Origin of the sequence: Melioribacter sp. Ez-97, from assembly GCF_051488665.1 — a bacterium.
GTDB lineage: Bacteria > Bacteroidota > Ignavibacteria > Ignavibacteriales > Melioribacteraceae > Melioribacter.
Window position 1 is genome coordinate 72,073 of the sequence record NZ_JBPSEG010000007.1, and the last position, 24,819, is coordinate 96,891.

Annotated in this window: 19 protein-coding genes and 1 pseudogene; 7 read left to right on the top strand and 13 right to left on the bottom strand. The window is 40.3% G+C overall.

The window, feature by feature from the left end; all coding sequences use genetic code 11:
* Nucleotides 1–6 precede the first annotated feature (6 nt).
* Together yidC and ACSSWA_RS09530 are read left to right on the top strand one after the other, a co-directional pair.
* Nucleotides 7–1,887 (top strand): membrane protein insertase YidC, encoded by a 1,881-nt coding sequence (yidC, locus tag ACSSWA_RS09525; RefSeq protein ID WP_437356335.1) that lies wholly within the window; start codon nt 7–9, stop codon nt 1,885–1,887.
* 18 nt (nt 1,888–1,905) lie between these two features.
* Nucleotides 1,906–4,590 (top strand): BamA/TamA family outer membrane protein, encoded by a 2,685-nt coding sequence (locus ACSSWA_RS09530; protein ID WP_437356336.1) that lies wholly within the window; start codon nt 1,906–1,908, stop codon nt 4,588–4,590.
* Here the strand turns inward: ACSSWA_RS09530 and ACSSWA_RS09535 are convergent.
* From ACSSWA_RS09535 to ACSSWA_RS09595, 13 genes and pseudogenes are all read right to left on the bottom strand, one after another.
* Entirely contained in the window at nt 4,584–5,141 is a 558-nt protein-coding gene (locus ACSSWA_RS09535; RefSeq protein WP_437356337.1) for a hypothetical protein, read from the bottom strand. The genes ACSSWA_RS09530 and ACSSWA_RS09535 overlap by 7 nt on opposite strands.
* A 62-nt stretch (nt 5,142–5,203) precedes the next feature.
* The gene (locus tag ACSSWA_RS09540; protein WP_437356338.1) at nt 5,204–5,584 is read right to left on the bottom strand and encodes a VOC family protein; all 381 of its coding nucleotides are present in this window, start codon (nt 5,582–5,584) and stop codon (nt 5,204–5,206) included.
* A gap of 86 nt (nt 5,585–5,670) precedes the next feature.
* Nucleotides 5,671–7,044: pseudogene (gene rlmD / locus ACSSWA_RS09545) on the bottom strand (23S rRNA (uracil(1939)-C(5))-methyltransferase RlmD); the annotation flags it as partial.
* Nucleotides 7,045–7,047: 3 nt separating this feature from the next.
* Nucleotides 7,048–7,755 carry a class I SAM-dependent methyltransferase gene (locus ACSSWA_RS09550; RefSeq protein ID WP_422880839.1) on the bottom strand — a complete coding sequence of 236 codons (708 nt, stop codon included), beginning with the start codon at nt 7,753–7,755 and terminating at the stop codon, nt 7,048–7,050.
* 44 nt (nt 7,756–7,799) lie between these two features.
* Nucleotides 7,800–9,983: an InlB B-repeat-containing protein gene (locus tag ACSSWA_RS09555; protein WP_437356339.1), complete on the bottom strand. Its 2,184-nt coding sequence runs from the start codon at nt 9,981–9,983 to the stop codon at nt 7,800–7,802.
* Between the two features lie 53 nt (nt 9,984–10,036).
* The gene (locus tag ACSSWA_RS09560) at nt 10,037–10,903 is read right to left on the bottom strand and encodes a 6-hydroxymethylpterin diphosphokinase MptE-like protein (protein WP_437356340.1); all 867 of its coding nucleotides are present in this window, start codon (nt 10,901–10,903) and stop codon (nt 10,037–10,039) included.
* Nucleotides 10,900–11,820 carry a glycosyltransferase gene (locus ACSSWA_RS09565; protein ID WP_437356341.1) on the bottom strand — a complete coding sequence of 307 codons (921 nt, stop codon included), beginning with the start codon at nt 11,818–11,820 and terminating at the stop codon, nt 10,900–10,902. Before ACSSWA_RS09565 ends, ACSSWA_RS09560 begins: the two co-directional genes overlap by 4 nt.
* Complete coding sequence (locus ACSSWA_RS09570; RefSeq protein WP_437356342.1) at nt 11,817–13,289, bottom strand: oligosaccharide flippase family protein; 1,473 nt, start codon at nt 13,287–13,289, stop codon at nt 11,817–11,819. The genes ACSSWA_RS09565 and ACSSWA_RS09570 overlap by 4 nt, the downstream gene beginning before the upstream one ends.
* A 1-nt stretch (nt 13,290) precedes the next feature.
* On the bottom strand, nt 13,291–15,804 hold the full coding sequence (locus tag ACSSWA_RS09575; RefSeq protein ID WP_437356343.1) for a YfhO family protein: 2,514 nt from the start codon (nt 15,802–15,804) through the stop codon (nt 13,291–13,293).
* Between the two features lie 28 nt (nt 15,805–15,832).
* Complete coding sequence (locus tag ACSSWA_RS09580) at nt 15,833–17,116, bottom strand: glycosyltransferase (protein WP_437356344.1); 1,284 nt, start codon at nt 17,114–17,116, stop codon at nt 15,833–15,835.
* 9 nt (nt 17,117–17,125) lie between these two features.
* Nucleotides 17,126–18,181: an NAD-dependent epimerase/dehydratase family protein gene (locus ACSSWA_RS09585; RefSeq protein ID WP_437356345.1), complete on the bottom strand. Its 1,056-nt coding sequence runs from the start codon at nt 18,179–18,181 to the stop codon at nt 17,126–17,128.
* A 143-nt stretch (nt 18,182–18,324) separates the two neighbouring features.
* Complete coding sequence (locus ACSSWA_RS09590; RefSeq protein WP_437356346.1) at nt 18,325–18,744, bottom strand: copper chaperone PCu(A)C; 420 nt, start codon at nt 18,742–18,744, stop codon at nt 18,325–18,327.
* A gap of 15 nt (nt 18,745–18,759) precedes the next feature.
* Nucleotides 18,760–19,341 carry an SCO family protein gene (locus ACSSWA_RS09595; protein ID WP_437356347.1) on the bottom strand — a complete coding sequence of 194 codons (582 nt, stop codon included), beginning with the start codon at nt 19,339–19,341 and terminating at the stop codon, nt 18,760–18,762.
* 53 nt (nt 19,342–19,394) lie between these two features.
* Between ACSSWA_RS09595 and ACSSWA_RS09600 the strand changes: the two genes are divergently transcribed.
* Genes ACSSWA_RS09600 through ACSSWA_RS09620 form a run of 5 tightly spaced genes read left to right on the top strand, consistent with a single transcriptional unit; the run spans nt 19,395 to nt 24,819 of the window.
* Nucleotides 19,395–20,621 (top strand): T9SS type A sorting domain-containing protein, encoded by a 1,227-nt coding sequence (locus ACSSWA_RS09600; RefSeq protein ID WP_437356348.1) that lies wholly within the window; start codon nt 19,395–19,397, stop codon nt 20,619–20,621.
* The gene (locus ACSSWA_RS09605) at nt 20,618–21,085 is read left to right on the top strand and encodes a hypothetical protein (RefSeq protein WP_437356349.1); all 468 of its coding nucleotides are present in this window, start codon (nt 20,618–20,620) and stop codon (nt 21,083–21,085) included. The genes ACSSWA_RS09600 and ACSSWA_RS09605 overlap by 4 nt, the downstream gene beginning before the upstream one ends.
* Nucleotides 21,086–21,134: 49 nt before the next feature.
* Nucleotides 21,135–22,166 carry a UDP-N-acetylglucosamine 4,6-dehydratase (inverting) gene (pseB, locus tag ACSSWA_RS09610; RefSeq protein ID WP_437356350.1) on the top strand — a complete coding sequence of 344 codons (1,032 nt, stop codon included), beginning with the start codon at nt 21,135–21,137 and terminating at the stop codon, nt 22,164–22,166.
* An 11-nt stretch (nt 22,167–22,177) separates the two neighbouring features.
* Nucleotides 22,178–23,359, top strand: coding sequence for a UDP-4-amino-4,6-dideoxy-N-acetyl-beta-L-altrosamine transaminase (gene pseC / locus ACSSWA_RS09615; protein WP_437356351.1), 1,182 nt, complete (start codon nt 22,178–22,180; stop codon nt 23,357–23,359).
* The gene (locus ACSSWA_RS09620; protein WP_437356352.1) at nt 23,356–24,819 is read left to right on the top strand and encodes a GNAT family N-acetyltransferase; all 1,464 of its coding nucleotides are present in this window, start codon (nt 23,356–23,358) and stop codon (nt 24,817–24,819) included. Before pseC ends, ACSSWA_RS09620 begins: the two co-directional genes overlap by 4 nt.

The following is a 24,819-nucleotide window of genomic DNA, read 5'->3' on the forward strand; positions in this document are numbered from 1 at the left end:
AATTTTATGGACAGACAATCAACAATTGCATTCATACTTATAGGAGTTATCTTAGTAGTATGGCTCTATCTTAATTCGCCTACTCCCCCTCCCGCATTACCGGAAGCGGCAGATTCCACGCTAGTAGCTCAGGATACATCAACGACTGTAAGGGATACTCTCCCGGTTGAAAATGAGGAAAAGCCGGAAACAAAGACAGAAACGACCGAAGAAGAAAGTCTTCCTTTCGGAACGACGCAGCTTCCAGAAAAAATAATTACAATCGATACGAAACTTGCAAGAATCGAACTGACCAGCAAAGGCGCAAAGATCAGAAAATATTATCTTAAGAATTATGAAACCTGGTATCACGAAAAATTCGACGAGAACGATTTTTATAACAGACACGTCCAGTTGATTAATCCGGATAACGGCGGCGATTTCAATTTGATTTTTGTTACTAAAGACGGAAAACTTGTAAATACTTCAAGCCTCGATTTTTCGTCGGACGCCGGCAATTATTTTTATAAAGTCGAAGAAAACGATTCGTTGACGCTTAAATATAAATTCGAAGGGACCGACGGAAAAGAAATAGTAAAAACATTCAAATTTTTCGGCGACGATTATGCCGCCGATATCGATATCGAATTCTCGAATTTCCAGGATGTAATTAGCAGTTTCAGATACGACGTCGCCTGGACGAACGGAATAAATTTCACGGAAAAAAATTCGGTAGACGAAGCGCATTATTCAAATGCGGCTGTTTATGCGGGAGGCGAGCAGGTTATTATCGACGCTTCAAGCCCGGATGAAAAAGTGTCGAAAGATATTAACGGCAAAGTCGATTGGGCTGGAGTAAAAAGCAAATACTTCTCCGTTATTATTTCTCCGAATAATCCTAACGACGACGGCGGCGCTTACGTCGAAGGCACACATGTAGTCAAAGGCGAAGACGTAAGGGAATATTATAGCGTTAGCCTCAAAGTCCCTTTCAAGAATCAAAATTATCAAAAAGATTCGTTCAAGCTTTACGTCGGTCCAGTCGAGTACAATACGTTGAAAACATACGGAAGAAGTTTTGAGGCGCTTGTCGATTTTGGCAGTTTTCTGGGATTGACTTTTATAATTAGACCGATTTCGGAATATTTCCTCCTGCCTTTGATGAAATTCCTTCATCAGTTCATTCCGAATTACGGATTCGTGATAATATTGCTTTCGATAATTGTGAAGTTCGCGCTGCATCCTCTTACTAAGCAGAGTATGAAATCGATGAAAAAGATGCAGCTTTTGCAGCCGAAGATTAACGAGCTGAAAGAAAAATATAAAGACGACCCGCAGAGAGTGCAAAAGGAAACGATGAAACTTTATTCGACGTACGGCATAAATCCGATGGGCGGATGTTTCCCGATGCTGCTTCAGATGCCTATTCTGATTGCTCTCTGGAGTTTGTTTAATGTGGCAATCGACATAAGACAGCAGCCGTTCATTCTCTGGATCGACAATCTCTCCGCGCCCGACGTAATCTTTAAATTGCCCTTTAAAGTTCCGATTTTTAATATTGACGTCGTCAGCGGATTGGCGCTTCTGTTGGGTATTACAATGTTTATTCAGCAGAAACAGAGCGTAAAAGATCCTTCGCAAAAGGCGCTGGTTTATATAATGCCCGTGATGTTTACGTTAATGTTTATGGGATTTCCTTCGGGACTTAATCTTTACTATTTCATGTTTAACTTACTCTCGATCGGACAACAGTATTATATCAATCATAAAAAAGACGATATGGAACTTGTGCCCGTAGCCAATCCGAAAAAGAAGCAGGGATTTATGGCGCGCATGCTCGAAGCCGCCGAAAAGCAGGCGCAGGCTCAGAAACAGATTCAACCGAAATCCAAAAAAAGAAAAAAATAATCGACTACGAGTCGAAATGTGAAACGTCTTTTAATTACATTCTTCTTTTCTTGTTTGACTTTAAGCATGGCGCAGCGGAGCGACACGCTGCGCCTGCAGCTCGAAAGCAGAAGTCTTCCTTTCGGACTGGAAGAACAAATTCCCGCCGGCAGACCGCGCGTCGGATTGGCGCTTAGCGGAGGCGGCGCCAGGGCATTGACTCAAATCGGTATTTTGAAATTCCTCGAAGAAATTGATCTGCCTATCGATATGATTGTGGGCACGAGTATGGGCAGCATTATCGGCGGACTCTATTCCTCGGGATACTCGGTCGATTATCTCGATTCAATTGCTTCGAGCGCCGATTGGAACGGACTGTTCACTTCGGAAAGCTCCAACAGAAACGAATTGTTCGTCGACCAGAAGATTACGCAGGACAAAGCGGTTTTGTCTTTAAGACTCGAGGGTTTAAAGCCGATTATACCTCGCTCGCTCAATTCTGGCTTGAAAGGTTCTGCGTTTTTGAATTTACTGGCATTGAACGCTCCCGTTAAAGCAAATGATTTCGATAAATTGATCTATAAATACAGAGCCGTATGCACCGATCTCGTTAACGGCAGGGAAGTAATTATTGGCAGAGGTTCATTGGGACTTGCCATGCAAGCCAGTTCCAGCGTTTCGTTTCTTTTGCCCCCCGTTCAGTACGATTCTCTGACTCTTGTCGACGGAGGAATCGTAGCTAATATTCCGGTTAAAGAAACGCGTCGTCTCGGAGCCGACATTGTAATTGCCGGAAATGCCGTTAGCCCTCTTTACTCGGAAAGCGAACTCAATTATCCGTGGGCGCTTGCCGACCAGTTGATCAGCATTCCGATGCACATGCTGAACAAAGAACAGCTCGAAAGCGCCGACATTATTATCCAGCCCGACCTTGCGGGAATACGAAATACCGATTTCAGGAATATCGATGAGTTGATAGAAAAAGGTTATGCCGCCGCAAAGGAAAAAGAAACGGAAATTAGAAATCTTTATCTAAAATATTTGAGAAGAAAATTAAAAAACGACAAAGTCTATCGTAATGTAAAAATAAATCCCGCAGACAGAATTGACGAATATTTCGACAACAGAACGGTTTTAGTCAGTATTGACAACGTCGATCTCAGTTTAATTTTATACAAGATAAAAAAAGATTTGGGACTTAAAGACGCCGCTTTCGAACTCGAATTTTTCAACGATACGACATACCTGAATTTAATCAAGGACGAATATCCCTCCGTTATGAAAATCGAATTCGAAGGAGATTCCGCGGTTTCGAGATATCGATTGATGCAGATCGCAAGGAAACAGATAGGAAAGCCCGCCAGTCCCGGACATTTGTTTGGCATTGCTCTGGAAATTATGAGTTTATACCGCCGTTCCGGTTTTCCGATTGCCGAAATAAATAAGGTCGATTTCGACGAACAAACCGGAACGCTTAAATTCATTATCGAAGAAGGCGTAATTGACGAAGTTAAATTAACCGGTAAATACAGAGCGAAGAGAGAAATCATACTTCGTGAATTTCCGGTCAAAAAAGGCGAACCGTTTAAATTGGAAGACGCCGAAAAAGGTTTGATGAATCTTAGAAGCACGGATTTGTTCGAACAAATCGAATTGACGGTAGATCGAAAGAGCGGAAAAAATATTCTTTCGCTTAAAATGATAGAGCGTCCTTCGAGCGTCGTTCGTTTCGGAATTCGGGTAGACAACGAAAACTTTACACAGTTTTCCGTCGATATACGAGACGAAAATTTCAACGGAACTGGAACGGAAATAGGAGCAATTATTGCCGGCGGAATAAGAAACCGGTCGTTTATTCTCGAGCATAAAGCTAACCGCGTTTTTGACACTTATATGACGTACAAAGTAAGAGCGTTTTATGAATTTAACGACGTCAATTTTTATAAAGACGATTCGACCGCCGCGTTTAATCAATTCAGGAGGATTAAATCGGGCGAATACAGACAAATATTTTACGGCGGAACATTCGGTATCGGCGCGCAGGTAAAAAGGATCGGCAACGTAATGGCGGAAGCTCGTTTTCAGAAAGACCGGATTAAAAATAAATCGAACGCGGAGAAACTGACAGGGAGCGCTATAATTTCCGCTTTCAGATTTTCGATTGCCGTCGACACGCAAAACGATTATCCGTTTCCCACCAGAGGCGTTTATCTTAGAACTTATTACGAAACGGCGCAAGCGGCGCTGGGCGGCGACGTCAGTTACACAAAATTATTTTTCGATTACAAAAATGTCTTCAGCCCGTTGTCTTCGCATACGATTACTTTCAGGACTACAATAGGCGTGGCAGACAACACATTGCCGCTGACGCAGCAATTTTCTTTAGGCGGGCAGAATATGTTTTTCGGATTTCGTAACGACGAATACAGAGGAAGGCAAATTTTGAGCGTATCGGCGGAATACAGATATAAACTGCCCGTGAAAATATTTTTTGATACGTATCTGAAACTCCGTTACGATATCGGTTCGGCATGGGAAGAACGGGAAGCCGTCAGATATAAAGACCTGAAACACGGAATAGGAGCCACCCTTTCGTTCGATACGCCTGTCGGTCCGGCTGACTTCTCGGTCGGAAGGAGCTTCTTTTTTAAAGACAGACTTCCGAAAAACACGCTCGTAAAAGGCGAGCCGTTCTTCTATTTTACAATCGGTTATTATTATTGAGACTCTTTCGATTTCCTTTCCTGCTCGGCGGCTTTTTCCGCAAGCGCAGTAAAACGGGCTTCGTTCTGAAAATCTTTTAAGCGCTTATAAAGATTAGCCAGCGAACGGTATACCTTGCTCTTCAGTTCCACGTTTTTAACGTTCGATTTTACAATCTCAATTATCCTTGAATTCGTCGGCAGGTCGAGGTCGAAATTGTAAAGACCGAGAAGATCCGTTAACGGTTCGTGCGACGCAGGATTTGCTTCCATCGCTTTTTTGTAGTATTCGATTGCGCTTTCAAGATAATCGTATTCATCGGAGTTGTTTTCAAGTATTTTCGCTGTCCATAGCGAAAGGTCGTATTTTTTATGATTAAAATCGCGAATAAGTTTTTCCGTATACATTTTGATTTCGTCGAGGCTCAATGTAGGATTGCCAAGCAGAACTTTAAAAACTTCCAGATCGTCGATTCCGTTTCTAACCGCTTCCGTAAAGGCGTCGAATAGTTCGTCGGGTGAACTTGAATATCTGAAAGTTGATTCGAGTTTTTTTATCAAATCGTTTTTCATTTTTCTCGGAAAATTTTGACCTGACCAGATTTTTATTTTTCGAACCGCTGAAAAGTTTCAATTCATTCGTGTTCGAACAGAGCGCAGCAGGCGCCCGCCGGGTCTTCTATAACGCAGTATTTTCCCATACCTGGAATTACTTTTGGGCCTGACAATACTTTGCCGCCGTTGCTCTTGCAGGCTTCAATGCCGGCGTCCAGGTTTTCTACGTTTATATAAACCATCCACAGCGAAGGGAGATTTGCATTTTCGCCTTTTTTGTGACAAATACCTGCGGCGGGGTTTCCTTCCGAGGGAATAATCATGTTATAGTCGTCGTAGTCTCCCATGCTTACGGGTTGAGATTTCCATCCGACAACTTTCTCGTAGAAACTCTTTAAGCTTTTTGCGTCGTTTACGGTTAAGTCGTGCCAGGCGATAACGCCTATTGTTTTGTTTATCATGTTTAGCTCCTATTCTAATTTGTGTATTCAAGCAAAGCTACGTTTTCAATGTGATATGTATGCGGAAACATGTCAACGGGTCTGATCTTTATTAACTTATATCCGCCTTCGCAAAGGAGTTTTATATCTCTTGCCTGCGTGGCGGGATTACAACTGATATAAACAATACTGCGGGGACGAAGGCTTAAAATATCGTTGACGGTTTTGGGATGCATGCCGCTTCGCGGCGGGTCGGCAATCAAAATATCCGGCAATGGAATTTTGTTCTCTTCTATTAAAGGCAAAAAGGATTTGTTCAGATCCGCCAGATACGGCTTGAAGTTCCCCGTCTTATTTAATTCGATATTGATGCGCGCGTCTTCAATTGCCGGCTCTACGTTTTCGAATCCGTAAATAAACCCGGCATTTTCGGAAATAAAAATCGGAATTGTACCCGCGCCCGAATAAAGGTCGTAAACAATTTCGTTCCCTTTCGGATTTGCAAATTCGAGCGCGACGTTGTAAAGTTTTTCGGCTTGCAATGTATTGGTCTGGAAAAATGAATTGGCGCTTATTCGGAAAACTTTTTCGCCGATAGTATCGTAAATAAAGCCGCTGCCGAAGAGAACGTTTTCATAGTCGCCGACTGCCACCTGCGATTTCTTTTTGTTGATGTTGTTTATCAATGTTGTAACGGCGGGAAAACTCGATTGAATTAAATCGCCGTATTCTTTCATTAATTCCGGGTTTTCTTCCGAAGTTACCAGGTTTACCATAAGATCGTTTTTGTGAAAGGACTGTTTTATTACCAGGTTGCGCAGGTAACCGGTATGTGTTTCCGTAGAATAGATTGTTGCGTTTCTTTCTTTGAAGAAAGAGCGTGTGAAATTCAAAATATTATTGCTGATTTCGGATTGAAGAAAACATTCGTCAATATCGAGCACTTTGTCGTACATTCCCGGAATATGCAGACCGAGAGCAAAATTCTTGTCTTTTATTTCCTGCATTGAATTGATCTCGTCTTCCGACAGCCATCGTTTGTTGGCAAAAGAAAATTCCATCTTGTTTCTGTAAAAGAAGATTTTTTCGGAAGGAACAATGTGAAGTGTTTCGTAATCGGACAACCCCGCTATATGATGAAAAATTTCGTTAACCTGGTCGTTTTTGTATTTGAGCTGCATATTATAGTCGAGGTCCTGCTGTTTGCATCCGCCGCAAACGCCGAAATATTTACAACTCGGGTCAGTTCTGTAAGGGGATTTTTTTAAAATCGATACGGCTTCCGCTTCCGCGTATGTTTTTTTTATTTTTTTCAAACGCGCTTTAACAACGTCCCCGGGATATCCGTTCTTTACAAAAATCACATAACGCTTCGAATTATCCGGATTGACGGGATTGACTTCTTTTATGATTTTGGAAACTCCTTTGCCTTCGAATGCGTATGAAGAAATTTCGAGCTCTAAAATGTCGCCTTTTTTCAATTTCTAATCCTTTTGTAATAAGAAAAGATAATAACCGATATGTTTGTTTCCGCCCAGATTTAGATAGGCGTGGGATTCATGTTTTATCCGGTTAATGATTTTTTTATAATAACTTTTTTCGGAAGGTTCCAGTTCGGTTCTACTTTCGTCCAGACGCTTGTCGATTTCCTTGTAATAATCTTTAAGAGTATGCGACAGGTCTTCTTCGTAAATAATTTTGAATCTTCTTTCGGAATAATATTTTCTCATCTCGTCGATTCGCAAGGGATTTAAGTAAGAATTTTCATATATGTCCTTTATAAAAGCGGGATATTTGTCCGAGAGATGAACAATTTCGCCCGCGTATAAATATCCGCCGGGTTTTAATATCCTTTTAAATTCCTTGATAATTCTGTTTCTGTCGGGCGTTGAAACCGACGCCTGAGCGTAAATCAAATCGAATTCGGAGTCGCCGTAATCCGTATTTTCAAAACTCATCATTTTGATATTTACAGAGGGATTGTTTTCGCTGACCAGCCGGGCTTCCAGCAGCGACTGGTAATCTTCCACGATCATATCTGCCGGTGTGTTGAAATGAGCGGCAATTCTCGAAGCCGCATAGAAGGCTCCGCTGCCGGCAACAAGAATTTTTTGCGGATTCGAGTTCAGATGTTTGAATAAGCTTTCGACCTGATAATCCAATCCGGGCAAAAGTATTGCGTTCTTTTTCATGCTGCAAAAATAAGAAACTCAATCAACAAAAATACGGCCGATATTTATTTTATTAATATAAGTCTCTTGGTTTCCGTGAATTTACCCGCTCTCAGACTGTATAAATATACTCCGCTGGCTAAATCGGATGCGTCGAAGTGAACTTCGTAATTTCCACGCTGTTTATTCTCGTTTACCAACGTGGTTATTTCTCGTCCTATTAAATCGTAGATTTTAATAGTAACAAATTCGGATTTAGGTATAGAATATTTAATAATTGTAGAAGCGTTAAAGGGATTGGGGAAGTTTTGTGATAAAGAATATGTAATAGGAGCAGCATTATCATTAATATTTGTGAAGCGTGACTGTATAATCTGAAGTATTTGAGGACTGTTAATTGTATTTGGTGCGTAGACTGTTATGTATCCACTCCGGTCATATAAATATGGATTAAAATCATAAATAAAGTGAATATTATCGTCGTCAATACCTTGAGAATTAATTATATGAAGCCAGTCGTCATGCGTAATGGCGCTCCAATTCATGGTGCCACCGGATATATTCTTTACTGTTATAGATGCTTCTCCTTCAAAATGGCTAACAAACATAGCAATATCGGGGCTAATTTTTAGAGTCGGTTTATTTTGGGAATAGAAATAAGCAATTAAATTTGTGTCTGCTAATACTTGAAAAGTGAGAACAGAATCATACGAAAGGACATTAACGCCATCGCTCCAATACATAAATTCAAAACCGGGATTCGCTTTAGCTTTAAGATCTGCATAATAATTCAAAGGGTATTTGCCGACTCCTTCTATAATTCCACCTTCTAATGGACTTGAAACGGCAGATACATTAAATAGCTTTTGTATTGGTTTGAAGTGAGCAGTAATCTTTCTATTACGATCGACAGTAACATCCGTCGTTAGTTCTGATGAAAAAATCTGCCCATTTTCTGACCAGTACTGAAAATTATAGAATTCGCTAGGTATTGCATAGATGGTTACTTGCTGTCCTTCTCTATAAGTTCCGCCTCCTTCTACAGTTCCCCCGTCTGGTGGTTCGCTTTGAAGATCAAGAGAATATACCGGATAAGGCGTATAATAATTAGCTACAAGATATCTATTTGAAGTTACAACGAATGAGTATTTTTTTTCATAAGAAACAACGGTGCCGTTTTCTGACCAATATAAAAAATCATAATATTCATTTGGAGTTGTGCTAATTTCTATTTGTTGTCCATATGTATACTCACCACTGCCGGTTACGTTGCCTCCGCCTGTCGGGTATGATACAACGGTTATTTTATATTTATCTGCGCGTTCCAGTTTTAATATGGTACCATCTCTACCTACTATAAATCCATAATCAGATGATAGCATATAGATACCTATTAAACCCGAATTAGTGCCGCTGCTAATTTGTTCCCATGTAAAGCCGCCGTCGGTTGTTTTAAGGATAACACCATTCTCTCCTGTTACAATTCCATTGTATTTATCAAGGAAATAGATACCTCTAAGACATGAACTTGTTCCGCTTTCTGTCTTAATCCACGTATGGCCGCCGTCGCTAGTAACTAAAATAGTGCCGTTATCACCAATAACAATCCCGTCCTGAGGTGAAGTAAAGAAAACACCGAATAAATCTTCTTTGACTCCGCTATTTTGAATTAACCAGTTGTACCCTCCATTTTCTGATCTAATAATATTACCGCCTAAACTCACGGCAGTGACAATATTTTCACTGACCATATAAATGCCGTAAAACCATTCGTATATCGGTGTATTAATTAATTCCCAGTTTTTACCGCCATTCAAAGTTTTTATAATTAAGCCATTCTGCCCTGCTGCCATTCCTATGCGTGAGTCGTAAAAGGAGAGCGTTGTTAAAAAGTAGTCATAAAAGCCGCTTTGTTGGTTAATCCAAGTTTTTCCGCCGTCAAAGGTTTTTAATATGGTGCCGCTAGCGCCAACTGCAATACCGTTCAAATTATCAAAAAGACGAACAGACGTAAGGGAATGAGGAGAATTACTTTTTTGGTGATTCCAGGTATTCCCGCCGTCAGTAGTTGTTAGAACGGTTCCCCACTGTCCCACTATAATTCCGGTATCTTTACTTATAAAATAAGGTAGATAAAGCAATTTTTTTGTATTGCTCTCTTTTGGAACCCATGTATACTGTGCAGTTATAATTGATGAAGAATAAAATAACACTAATACTAACAACCGTATAATATTTTTTCTACACATAACGCCCTCGCTTTGTTTGTGCTTGAAATATTGAACCGTATGATTACGATAATTTACAATTTTTTTCTTTGAAATGCATCAATATAACTTTTAGTACTAATGTTAACTATAGAAGATTTTCTATATATAGAGTATTTTTCTAAAATAAAATATCCTTTAAATGCGTAATATAATTTTCTGAATATATCGTGAATGTGATAAGTTTTACCATCTAGTTTATACATGGGCATACGAACCTCGTTTTTATCATAGAAATGTTCGTGGTTAATAGTAACAAAATTTGAATCATCAATTTTTATTTCTTCATGCCACGAGTGGTCAGCTCCGGCTATAAGTATTTTCTTGAAACCTAAATTAATTGCTAAACAAATTGTCGGGATTAATACATTATGAGGGCGCGGTATGCCAAGGTTGTATTTAAATAATATAAAAATAAGTTTACTAAAACCTTCAACAGGCGTGTCGTTAAAGAAAACAATTTTTATATTTTTATTTTTTTTGACTTCCATGCAAAGTTGTGATTTTGCAGCCCTGTAAGGTAAAAAAAGAATCATTTCCCATTCCGTCTTTTCTAGTAATGCTTTCGTTAATCGGTTCCTCTGCTGATTCATAAAATCAGTTGTCTTTTTCATCCAGAATTCGGGAGCCGCTAAAATATAGAAATCCGGTTTTATTGAATGATATAGTTCTGATAATGCAAAGAAATTAACGCAAAATAAACTATAATTATTAAGTTTACTCTTATAAATTTCTAAGTCTTTATTTAAGGAAGGACCATTGGCTAGTATTATGCATTCTTTTTTCGGAATTTTAATTCTCGTTATTTTTGTATTAATTTTAGACAGAAGAATTACTTTAGCGAGTGAAAAAAAAGTCTGAATTGTTAATTCAAAAAAGGCACTAATTTTATCAAGTTTCATCTTAAATCCTTATTAAAATACCCCTGTAGTGTAAACCATCTGTTTTTTATTAAATATATTCCTTTTTTACTTTTTTTTGTTAGAATAAAATAAATACCGACTATAATTCCGATGAATAATTTAATTATATATTCAAGTATTTTTAGAATTTTTCTTATTTTTTTTGCATTCCGTAATCGTACTCTTTCACTTGACCCAACTAAAAGAGCAATCCTTTTGAGAGATTCCGGATTTAATCTGCTTTTATCAATATGGTGATATAGGATAAACTTTGGATTGTATAAATATTTTTTTTTGTTTTTATCTAGCTGCAAAAATATATATTTATCATCACATCTAGAATAGAGTTCGGTGTCAAATAATCCTGTTTCGTTAAATACACTCTTTCTGAAGGCCATGCTGCAACCTGGAGGGTATTTACTATAAGGGTATTTTCTTATTTTATCGCCCCAGTCGGATTTAGTAACTAAGCCCCATAAAAAGAGTGACATCCATTCTGGCTCTTTGTTATCTTCATATTTAGGAATAATCTTTCCCCCCATTGCATCCACTTCAGGGAACTCGTTAAAAAAATTAATAGCTTCTTGAAGATAATTTTTTGTCAGCTCTGCATCATCATCTATAAAAATAACTATTGTTCCAGATGATTCTTTTATACCTCTATTTCTAGCTGCAGATAAACCTCTTTGCGTTTCTAAGAAATATTTAATGTTTAATTCTGGGTTTTGTTTAATAAATTCATTACATACGGTTTCTGTATTATCTGTCGAATTATTATTAACTATTATTATTTCGAACTTGTTTTTATCTAAGGATTGTTCTTTTAATGAATTTAAAGCTATTGGTAAGTACTTTTCTCGGTTATAGGTGCAAATAATAACTGAAATTTGTTGTGTGTCCAAATTTACTCTTTTCATTTTTTTACCAGATTGATTATAAGATTTATCAATTTCTTGGGACTCTTAATATATTCCAACTCCCGTTCCTCGTAAAAGCCGAATGGCAAAAGTATAAACGGAAAAGCCCCTGTCAAAATTAATTTTACAAATAAATAAATTGTGCCCTGAGGCATTATATAAACCGGAGCCGACAAGATTATTCCCCAAAAAATCAACAGTAAAATTTTTTTGCGCTCGTACGGTATTTTAAAATGCTTGTCGGATACGATTAACGTCGCCAGATAAAAAATCACAAAGGCAATCAAAGTGTTGAATGCGGCTGCAATAATGCCGTATTTAGGAATAAAAATAAAATTGAGCGCAATATTCAGAAATGCAGCGCTCAATGTAATGGTTGCAATATGTTTTGTGTTTTTAGTGAGCATCATTCCAAGCGATGCGGTAATACGCATGCCGCTGAGAGAATATGAAATCAAAATAACCGGCACAACCATATAAGCGGAAAAATATTCCGGTTTTTCTGCGAATATACCAACGATTTCTCTGCTGAAGAGCGAAATTGCAACGCTTCCCCAAAGAAACATGAAAGCGGAATACGTCATTAATTTGCTGAAAAATCTTTTGTCGTCCTTTTGGCCGTAGTATTTGTAAGCCACGGGCATCAGACTCAAACTAAAAGGCATTATCAAAAACATATTGAGCACGCCGGCTATGCGGTATCCCAAACCGTAAATTGCGTTCGATTCCGGACCGAGTAAATAAGTTATGATGTAGCGGTCGCTCAGGTTCAGAAGCATAATGCCGATTGTGCCAAATACCAAAGGGAATCCGAATTTGAACGATACTCTCAAAAGTTCGCTGTCGAAACGGTGCGACATCTGGTTCAATAATTTTATAAGCAGGAACAGAGCCGTAGCGGCTTCGCCTATCAATGTGGCTGTAAATATTCCTTCCAGTCCTTTGTTCAATACCGTCAGCGCATATATGATGCCGGCTGCGATCAATATCAATTTTGTTACGCTTACGGCGGTATAGAAAAACGCCCTTTCTTCTGCCCGAAATTTCGACAAAAAAAGATTATTGAGAGTGCGAAAAAAAACTATCCATACTATAAGTCTTATGTATACAGGTTTGATTAATAGGGAGGCTTCCAAATCGTTGTACGTATTTATAAAAAGTTCGCCCGCCATAATCAGGAGAGAGCATACGAAAACAACGAATAGAGTGATTGTAAAAAGAGCGTCTTTTTTCCTGGCTTTGTACTCCGAACTGTTGTTCAAAAATATGATCGATGCGGCTTGCCCGAGCAGAAAGATTTCCGCGAGTATGTTTGTCGTGATATCGAGCAAGTCCCATTTACCGAAATCCTGCTGCGTCAGGTAAGCCGTATAAACCGGAAGGAGTACGACGCCGATTAGTTTGGGCGCCATATTGCTCAAGCTGTAGACAAAAGTATCTCTTAGCGTACTTTTGAGCCGCTCAATCATTTTATTGCTTGTTCTTCTTTTTCTTTGTGAAAATGATTGTAACGGCAATCGATGCAAAGAGAAGTATATTAAGTATGAGCGAAAGATTCTTGCCTATAATAAAAGCGTCGGGTTCATAAATGAATTCGATTTCATGCGTACCTTCGGGCACTACTATTCCCATAAAAGCGTGATTTGTCTTGAGTATTTCCGTCTTATTGCCGTCTACAAAAGCTTTCCATCCCGGCAAGTAAGTCGTGCAAAATACAAGGAAGTTATCGCCCGACGTTGCGGTTTTTGCCGTTATTTTTTCGTCGCTGTAAGAAGTAATGGTCAACGAAGTCGTTGTGTCGGTTCCGTCGACTTCCAAATTACCGCTTTCAATAAAAGCCTTTTCTCTCGGATCGAATTCGTCGTTGGCGACGGCTTTCAGTATCTCGATCGGTTTTTTAATCTCCACGGTGTCAACAAAGTAGAGTCTGGGAAGCGCCATTTGGTTTTCATAAACAAAAGTATTTTGCGATTGATAAATCGGCGACAATCCCATCGGATTATACGGTCTGTCCATTACGATATACTTTACATTTGCCATTCGCCAGAGGGTAACGTTTGCCGGCGAGACCACGTCGATTATATCCTGATATGCCCTCGGTTTTACCGCAGAATATCCGAAGAAATCTTCCAGCAGAAAATAAACGTTAAAATTTCCGTTGTTGGAAATAGACCCCAACGATCCGTCCTGTTTCAGATTTAATATTCTGAACGGTTCTTTATCGTTCCTGCTTTTAATTGCGGTTACATATTCGGGTTGGCGGAACATTTCTTCAATTCTCTTGGAATCTTCGTAGTGAGCACCGCGGTTGCCGATCCTGAAGAGGTCGAATATTATCAGGAATGCAACAGCGCTTAATAATACCTCTTTTGCAATATTTTTATTCAGATAAGCATAAATCAATCCGAATGTAAGACTAAGAAGAGCCATGGCTATTTGCAGATCTCCTCGGAACATATCCGCCATATACCCCGAGAGGGCGTTGAACATTTGCGCTTGTTGTTGATTGCTCAGAGCCGCCGCATAACCGTTCACTCTCGAAACAAACCAATCCGATATAACGCCGCCGAAAATAATAGAAAAAACAAAAAGTCCCGAAAAAACGAGAGCCGTGTTTTTGAATTGTTTCAGGCGCGCTGTGTTTTTTTCTTTCCTCAACTCCGCCAATTTCATTAAACCCAGTCCGGCCATCACGGGAAAGATAATTTGAATTACGTGAAGTATCATTGACGGGGTTCTGAAATTATCGAAGAAAGGGAAATAATAGTACATAAAATTGTACACTACGGGAAATGTTCGTCCGAAGGAAATCAGCAAAAAGAATAGTACAACGATTGTAAAATAACGCACTGCAGGGTCTTTCCAGCGCAAAAATATCGTCATTATTCCGAGCGCAAAAACGATTACTCCCATATACATAGCCGTATCCACAAAAGGCATTTGACCGAAATACGTGTTAACTTCAACGGCTTGATTGTTTGTAAGGGGACCTTTATAAGTCGAGCGTCCGAATCCGTAATAAGAAGGCACAACGAAAGTTAATACTTCGCCGGGAGAAAAAGACCAGTTTGTTGCGTATTGATAAAAATCGGATTCGCTTTGCGCGCTTTTGTTCTCTTTTTCTACAATACTCTCCGTGCCTCGCGTGGAATACGGCTTATATTCGAATAACTGTCCGTAAGTGTCATACGACATTAATAGGGCTATTGCCGCCGCGGCAATCGATACTAAGATCGATTTAAACAGTTGATTTCTCAAAACATTATTTTTTGTCGCAATTGCGTGGGCAAAATAATAAATGAAATAAACGAGCCCCGCCAGCCCGAAATAAAAAACAATCTGAACGTGAGCTCCGAAAACCAGTATATGTAAACCGACAATAAACAATAAGACGTCCAGAATTTTAATTTCTTTTTGGAATTTAAATAGCATCATCATAATGAATGGAAAGATAGAAAGGCTCATCAGTTTTGTAGTGTGCCCTATAAAAAATAGCACTATAATACCCGTGCTGAATGCCGCCGATACTGCCGTTATGAAAGCAATGCCGCGCGACGCTCCAAAATTTCTCATAAAGAAAAATGCCGTGAAAGCAAGCAATAACAGATTGAAAGTATAAATGGCGTTGTAATTCTTGAACGCCGCCGAATAAATTCTGGAAGCGTACGAATAGAGCATTGCCGTTAAATCGTAATAACGAGGCGACATCGAGGTCACTACCGCAGGCATTCCGCAAAATATATACGGATTCCATAGAGATACGCCTTCGCGCTCTTTCAAAGCATATTGCCGCATACTTTTGATTTGAACCAAATCGCCTGAAGTAGTTGTCTTATCGCCGAACATGACCGGCGAAAAAAATACGAATAAAAGAAGGATAATTATCCCAAGTAATAACGCCGTTCTGTATTTTTCGGGAATCAGATTTTCGATAGTAAAGCCGTATTCTTTTGGTTGGTTTGCACCCTTCTTTTGCTTGCTCATTTATTCACCGTATTAATTTTTTAATACTTTATTGATTTAGAATTGCTTTTGCATAATTTCCCCAGCTCATTTTCTTTGCCTGCTCCTCGATTCTGCCGCGCGGAATCGGGTTTTCAATAAAATCTTTCATTACTTTATACATTGAATCGATGTCGTTCGGTTCGGCAAGATATCCGTTGTAACCGTGTTTGATTGTCTCGGGAAAATGGCCTACCGCAGTGGCTATCGAAGGCAGATTGAAGTTATACGCCATTGATTCTACTCCGGATGGAGTGGCGACTTCATAAAAGAGGACGTTGCAATCGGCCACCTGAAAATATTTATGGACTTCTTCGTTTGGCACGTATCTGTTGATTACGACAACGCTGTCGCGAATGCCGAGTTTGTCGATCAATTCAAGCGGTCTGTAACTGCTTTCGTCGTCTTTTTCTTTTGTAACGAGTTTTTTGATAAATCCGAAAATTTTCTTTTTTAATTTAGTAGATAGTTTCTTTTCGTCCAAAGTCTGCCAGAAGGACTCGCCCACAATCAACAGCGATACGTCGTTCCGCTCTGCAGCTAACTTTGCAAATGCGGGAATTACATTGTGCAAGCCTTTGTATTTTCGTATAAAGCCGAAAAAAAGGAAAACATATTTCTTCAGTCCGAGCTCCGCTTTTATTTTTTCGCGGTCGATGTTGATATCGGGCGTAAACATATCGTATATCGGGTGATAAAGACGTATTACCTGTTGAATCCCTTTCCCGGCTAATTCCGTGTGCTTGGCTCTGGGCTGCCTGTCGACCAGAATAAATTTTTGTTTCGGAAAAATTTCCTGCAATTCCTGAAATGTTTTGAGCGAGTGCACTATAAAAGTGTGAGGTTTCTTAAGGGCGTATTTAAGAAACAGTTTATCGAGTATGCTGCTTTCTTTCTGCGCTACAACGTGGAGATCGAATATAATTTCGCAATCGCAACCGGTTCTTAATTTTTGGGCAATATAGCCCATCGGCAATCCCTGCACAGAAATAGCCCATTGGAATACTACAATATCCGGATTAATGCTTTTTATAAGTTTAACGGTTTTATTCCACGAAAAAGGATTGTTGTAGTTGGTAACATACTCGATTTTAACTGGCGTGCCTTCAAGAAAGTTTTTCTTGCTCGAACGGTCGATAAAATCGCGGGGTATTATTGACGGGTACTGCTGCGTCCAGGATACTATATAAACTTCCGCTCCCAACTTACTCAAAGATTTTGCAAGCGATGTCGTATAATTAGCAATGCCGCCTTTGAATTGCGGTCCGGGACCGAAGATAACGATTCTTTTCATAATTGGCGATTATTTGTTGTTTTTAATTCTTTCTACAGCCACGTCATAAACGCGTTTCATCCCTTCTTCGAGAGAAATTCTGGGTTCCCACCCAAGCAATTGTTTTACAAAAGTCATATCGCTGTAGCGGGAGTGGACGCCCATCGGTTTGTCGGTCAGCGGTTTGATTGCGGGCGAGTAACCTGCGAATTTTGTGAAAAGACGTATCAATTCGATAAAAGATGTAAGTTTGCCGGAGCCGATGTTGATAGCCGTTCCGTCGTGAATTTTGTCCATTGCCAGAAACATACAATCCATCACATCGTCGATGTGAACAAAATCCCTGCCTTGTTGTCCGGTTCCCCAGACTTCAAACGGGTCTTCTTTGCGCGCGGCGCGGGTTGCAATGGCGGGAACGGGATAACTCAAATCCTGGTCTTCTCCGTAGCCTGAAAAAGGACGTATGCAAACAATCGAAATTCCGTAGTGTTCCGCCGCAATTTTTGCAAGATATTCGCCGGTTAATTTTGTCCAGCCGTATGTCATATCCGGCTTGCCGAGCGTGTAACCGTTTATATCAATGTAGGATTCCTTTAAAGCAACCGCGTTTCCTTCCGCCTGCAGATTAATCGGATAAGCGGCGGAGGAGCTCGGATAGAGAACTCTTTCGGGTTTCGACTTGGCAATCCAGTTGAAAAATTCCGCGTCGATCGACAAGTCGAGCGCTACTGCCATCGGGTCGCCTTCTATTTTTGCGCGTCCGCCTACTATTGCCGCAAAATGGAATACGTCTCCGAATCGATCTATGTTTAATCCGTAATCTCTTTTCAACCAGCCGTTGTCTTCTTGAAGTTTATTTAAAAATTTTCTTATGTCCGTTTGGAAAAAGAAGAGACGCTCGTCTTTGCCGAAAATTTCAATATCCTTTAATTTTTTTGAAGTTGGGTCTTCGAGCCACGAGGAGGGATGCGTTCCGACCGAAAGATCGTCGACCATAATTACATTATCTTGTGTTCTTTTGAGCAATTGCTTGACGGTATTTCTGCCCACAAATCCGCAAGCTCCGGTTACCAGGTGAAATTTCATAATACTATTCCTTTTTCTTTTACCGTAAAAATAAGAATTTTTAACGTTTATCCTTCACTCCGAAGTATTTTTCGGCGAGTCTGAAAAGAAAAACAAACCTCATCTTCGGAAAGCAATTTTGCTCTGTAAAGAGACTTATCCAATCAGAATGTTTTTACTTTTGCTTCCGTAATTATTTTCCCGTTTTTTCTGAAGAATAATTCAACCTTGATTGAATCCCCCGCTTTTAAATCTTTGGTCGAGCCGATTAACATTATATGATGTCCGCCCGGTTTGAAGCTAACGCTCGACCCGGGTGATATTTTTACGAATTCAACTTCTCTCATGCCCATCATATCGTCGCCGGCTTTATAGGTTTCGTGAATTTCCACTATTTGAGCAGCAGAAGATTTTGCGGCGTAAAGAGTGTCTTCCGAATCGCCCGTATTCGTTATTGTCATATAAAGAGCCGAATTGTGCCCCATAGCCGCCGGGCGCGCCCATGCGTTTTCTACTTTTATTTTAGTTTGCTGCCCGTATAATAAAACCGGCAGAAAGATTGTCAATAATAGAAGTTTTTTCATAACGCGTTACTCCGCTTACATTAATTTTTTGATATCTGCATAAATTTCTTCCAGATTAAGTTTACTGCCGGGATAATTTTTTCTCACTATTCCGTCCCTGTCGATTAGCTGGATTCTGTCTGTGTGAACGTAATAATAAATCTTTTTTCCGTTGGCTAATGTCGTCGAATCGCCGGGTACGGCAAGGACTTCAACGGTTTTCATTAACGAATCGATTTCGCTTTGGCTTCCCGTAAGAAATTCCCATCCGCCGGCGTCGAGATTTCTTATTTCGGCGTATTTTTTCAGAACTTCGGGAGTATCGTTCGCAGGGTCGAAGCTGATCGATACGAAATTCACTTCGCTTATTCCTTCCCGCTCCAACCTTTCTTTTAAGAGACGCATGTTGTTTGTTGTAAGCGGACAGATATCCGGACAGTTAGTAAAGATATAACCGGCAACTGTTATCTTTCCCTTGATATTCTCCGGGAAAATCACTTCCCTGCCGTCCTGATTGACAAGATGAAATTCGTGCCGGGAAAGGTCGATCAATTCCGGCAAATTGCCGCCGCATGCGATTAATATCGCGAACAATGGAATTATTTTAATTAATTTCATTTTTTAGTTATTTTGAAATATCCAAAAGCAATAATAATTAATTGGGATTTTAAATGAAACGTTTCTTTACGATTGCTCTGTTTATTGTCGCCGGTTTATTAAACGCCCAGGACACGTTAAAAATTATGACTTATAATATTCATCAATATACGCCTTATAACCCTACCGCGGACAATCCCGGCAGGCTTGACTGGGACAATCCCGCGTTGAAATACGTTATCAACGCAGTCGATCCCGACGTACTGGTTTGCCAGGAAGTTGTCGATAAAGCTTCGGTTAATCAGTTTATGGAATACGTGCTTGAGTATAAATATAAAGCTGCGGAATTTATCGCTTCGAAGGAAATGAACAGCGCTCTTTTTTATAAAGAAGACAAAGTCGAATCGCTGGGAAATATAATTCACGACGCAGTAACCAGACCGATAAACGAATTTCCGGTAATAAACAAAAAGACCGGCGACACGCTTATTATTTTTTCCGTTCATCTTAAAGCAAACGAAAGGTACGGCGACAACATCGAAAATTTAAACAAACGTTTTCTTCAGGCAAACGTATTGCGGAATGTTACTTCCCAATATCCCGAAGACAAGGATTATATTGTTTTGGGCGACTTCAATACGCTCAACGGTTCCGAAGCGGCTTTCGTTAAATTGACAGACCGGTCTTTCCCGGGTTATTTTATCGACCCGATCGATGCAATCGGAGAATGGAACGGCAATCCGTTGTTCAAGCATACGCACAGCTATTCAGCAACCGAGTTGACAAACCGGTTCGATATGATCCTTATTTCGCAGGCGGTTAAAGACCCCGGAGGAATAGAGTATGTAGACGGCTCGTATACAATCGTTGGAAACGACGGCAATCATTTCGGAATGCCGATAAATTCCGGTCCAAATAACTTCGGAAACGAGCTGGCGGACTCTCTTGTTTCAGCCAGCGACCATTTGCCTGTTTATGCCCTTTTCAGATTCGATCAGCTGCAGAGCGTTTCAGACGGAACGGAAATTCCGCGAGGTTTCGAATTATATCAAAACTATCCGAATCCTTTCAATCCGACCACAATTATTAAATTCAATCTCGAATCGGGCGGATACGTAAAACTAATCGTATTCGATATACTGGGCAGGGAAATAACAAAGCTTGCCGAAGGATATTACGCTCCCGGCTCATATAAATTCAATTTCGATTCCGACGGCTTTAATCTTCCTTCCGGAATTTATTTTTACAGACTCACCTATAATAATTATTCCGTGGCGAAAAAAATGATATTGACGAGATGAATAATCGTTTAATTGTTTTGTATGCTGTCGTTCTGCTTGCGCTTTTGTTTAGCGGCGTTAATCTAGCTCAAAAATCGCATAATTCAATTTATGCGGAACTCTTTGGCAATGCGGGCGGATATTCGGTTAATTATGAAAGAACTGTATATCAAAATATAAGTCTGAGAGCCGGCTTTATGTTTGTTTCTGACGCAAGCGCGTTTCCGGTACTTGTTAATTACAGAATTTACTCGGGCGAAAATTATTTTTCCGTCGGAGCCGGAATTCTAAACTGGCATGTTTATTCGAATTATAAAATAACAAACGGCGAACAACTGAAAGGTTCGGGACTTATGTTTACAGCGCGAATAAATTATACGTTAGTCACGCGCAACGGATTATTTTTGGGAATTAGTTTTACGCCGTTTGTTTATAACGGTAAAATGATTCCGTTCGGAGGATTTTCGTTCGGATACGAATTTTGAATTCGAGATAAATCGGCATAAATTTGTTTAGATAAATTACAGGAGAACTATGGACGGCAAAACAATTCTAATTACAGGCGGAACGGGTTCTTTCGGAAAGAAATTCGTTGAGACCGTATTGAAAAGATACACACCGAGAAAAATAATTATTTACAGCAGAGACGAACTGAAGCAGTTCGAAATGCAGCACAATCCCGCTTACAAAAAAGAAGGCGTTCTGATGCGTTATTTTATCGGCGACGTCCGGGACGAAGAAAGGCTTAAGAAGGCAATGGAAGGCGTCGATTACGTGGTTCATGCCGCGGCTCTGAAACAGGTGCCGGCTTGCGAATACAATCCTTTCGAAGCGGTTAAAACAAATGTTATAGGCGGTCAAAATGTAATAAATGCTTGTATCGAAAAGGGAGTAAGAAAAGTAATTGCGCTTAGCACCGATAAAGCGGCGGCGCCGGTCAACCTTTACGGCGCAACCAAACTTACATCGGACAAACTTTTTATTGCGGCAAATAATTTCAAAGGCGCTCACGACATTAAATTTTCGGTAGTGCGTTACGGAAACGTAATGGGCAGCCGCGGGTCGGTAATTCCTTTCTTCCTTCAAAAAAGAAAAGAAGGCGTTTTGCCCGTAACCGACGATAGAATGACTCGCTTTAATATTACTCTTCAACAGGGCGTCGACTTCGTTCTCGAAAGTTTTAAAAGAATGTGGGGCGGCGAACTTTTCGTGCCAAAAATTCCGTCTTACAGAATCTTAGATCTGGCAAAAGCAGTAGCTCCTGAATGTAAAGTGGAAGTTGTCGGCATACGTCCGGGCGAAAAAATACACGAAGAAATGATTACACAGGCGGACGCGCTCAACACAATCGAATTCGACGACTATTTCGTTATTCTTCCGTCCGTTCAATTGGGCAACGATCCGAATCTCAAATTATGGGATACCGAAGAATTCCGACTTAAAAGCAACGGGCAACCGGGAAAATTCTGTGAATACGGATTTTCTTACAACAGCGGCGCCAATCCGCATTTTCTGACGGTTGAAGAGTTGCGCGAATTAATCGAGAAAAACGTTGTTGTATTCTGAGGGAAATTTATATGAAATCGAAAACATATTCATACGGAAAACAAAACATAGACCGGGACGATATAGAAAGCGTTGTGGAAGTTCTCAAATCCGATTGGCTCACACAGGGACCGACGATAAACGAGTTCGAAAAAGCGCTGGCGGATAAATTCGGCTCTCGATATGCCGCCGCGTGCGCAAACGGAACCGCCGGCTTGCACTTGATCGCTCTCGGACTCGGGTGGTCGAAAGGAGACCTGATCGTCACGACTCCGATTACATTTCTTGCAAGCGCCAACTGCGCAATTTATGCGGGGGCAAACGTCGATTTTGCGGATATCGACGAACGCAGTTACACTATCGATCCGGAAAAACTCGAGGATAAAATCAAATATTACCGCGCAAAAAACATTCACGTTAAAGCCGTCGTAGCCGTCGATTATGCAGGACATCCGTGCGATTGGGAAGCCTTAAAGAACTTAAAAGAAAAATACGGATTCCAACTTATAAACGATTTCTGTCACGCGCCGGGAGCGGAATATAAAAACGATTATCATTATGCCGTTAATTATGCCGACGCTGTTAATATGAGTTTTCACCCCGTTAAACATTTTACCACCGGAGAAGGCGGAGCCGTTCTATCGAACGACCGGGAGTTTATCGACAGAGTCAAAATATTAAGGACGCACGGAGCGACCAAAGATCCCCGAATACTGGAAAAAAACGACGGTCCGTGGTATTACGAAATGCATGAAGTAGGATTCAACTATAGGATTACGGATTTTCAATGCGCTCTCGGTATATCGCAGTTAAAAAAACTCGATTCGTTTATTAACGAAAGAAGAAAAATAGCGGCATATTACGACGAATTTTTTAAGAATGACGACAGATTCATAACTCCTATTGTTAACGAAAATTCCAAACATGCGTATCATCTTTATCCCTTGCAGATAAAATTCGAAGAACTCGGAATTTCGAAAAAGGAATTTTTCGATAAGATGAAAGAGAAGAATATCTTTCTGCAGGTGCATTATATTCCCGTTCATCTTCAACCGTTTTACAAAAAAAGATTCGGTTTTAAAGAAGGGGATTTCCCCGAAGCCGAGCTGTTCTATAAAAGAGAAGTATCAATTCCGATCTATCCCGGACTAAATGAAGAAGACCTTGAGTATATTACCGGATCAATAGTCGGCGCGCTCGATTCAATGAAATGAAAATCTCAATTATTACAGAAGGATTTCAAAATACAGGGTATGGGCATATAACCAGATGCCTCTCTTTGTATCAGGCGTTCGAGGAAAGAAATATCATACCCGATTTCTATATCAACGGAGACGTCAGATGCGTTTCGTATTTGAACGGCGCCCGTTTTGAAATTATAGACTGGTTGAATCATCCCGCGCAACTGATTAAGAAAATAATCAACAGCGACTTTGCAATTATCGATTCTTATCTTGCCGGCAGAGAGTTTTACGAAAAAATATCGAGTTTTTGCGAACGCCTCTTGATTGTCGACGATAATTTGCGAATCGATTATCCCGAATCGATTATATTGAACGGAACGATTAACGCGGAGAATTTTCCGTATCAAAAAAAAGCAGGATACGATTTTCTTCTCGGCTCGGAATATATTCCGATAAGAAGACCGTTCTGGGACCCGGCGCAGCGTAAATACAATAAAGAAATAAAAAACATTCTGATTACCTTCGGAGGGCAGGATGTAAGAAACCTGACTTTACCCTCTTTGAAGGTTGCAAGGGAAATCTATCCGGACGCCGCAATCCATGCAGTTTTCGGAAACAAAGAAAACGGCGAAATAGATAAGCTGAAAGAGAATTATAAAGACGTCGGTTTCTATAACCTTTTAAGCGCGGAGCAAATTAAAGAATTGATGTTGAAAGCCGACGTTGTTATTACGGCTGCGGGTCAAACTTTGTACGAACTCGCCGTAACGGGAACGCCGTCGATTGCCGTGGTCGTGGCAGATAATCAGAAGAATAATATTCTCGAATGGTCCAAAGCGGGATTTCTGATTGAACCGGTTTTCTATAATGAAATTCATTGTATGAAAAAGATTGCCGAACAGCTGCAAAAATTCAAGTCGATAGGTCTGCGTAAAAAATGCGGCAGCGCCGGCAGAAAAAAAGTAGACGGACAGGGCAGCCGCCGCGTTGTTTCCTATCTGATAGAAAAAAAATGCGCCGCCGATAAATTTTATTTGAGAAAAGCCGTACCGGAAGATTCTAAAATTGTATATGAATTGTCGAACGATCCTTCCGTAAGGATGCAGTCGATCAACAAAAATCCTATAGCGTGGGACGAGCATACTGTATGGTTCGACAAAAAAGTAAACGATAATAATTATTTGTTTCTGCTGGCTTTCGACCGCGAGGATAATTTTATCGGACAGATTCGCTTCGAAATTGAAAACACTGCCGCTGTTGTAAGCATTAGCCTTACGGAAAAATTCCGCGGAAAGGGACTTTCAAAAAAAATCATTAAAGAAGGTTCGCGCAGATTATTCAATGAATATCCGAATGTAGTTTCGATAACCGCGTACATATTGCCTGATAACAGCGCGTCATTAAGGGCATTCGAAGCGGCGGGATATAAACCGGCGGGGGAAGAATTAATTAATAACGAACTTTTTAATAAGTTTGCGCTTGAGAGGTGA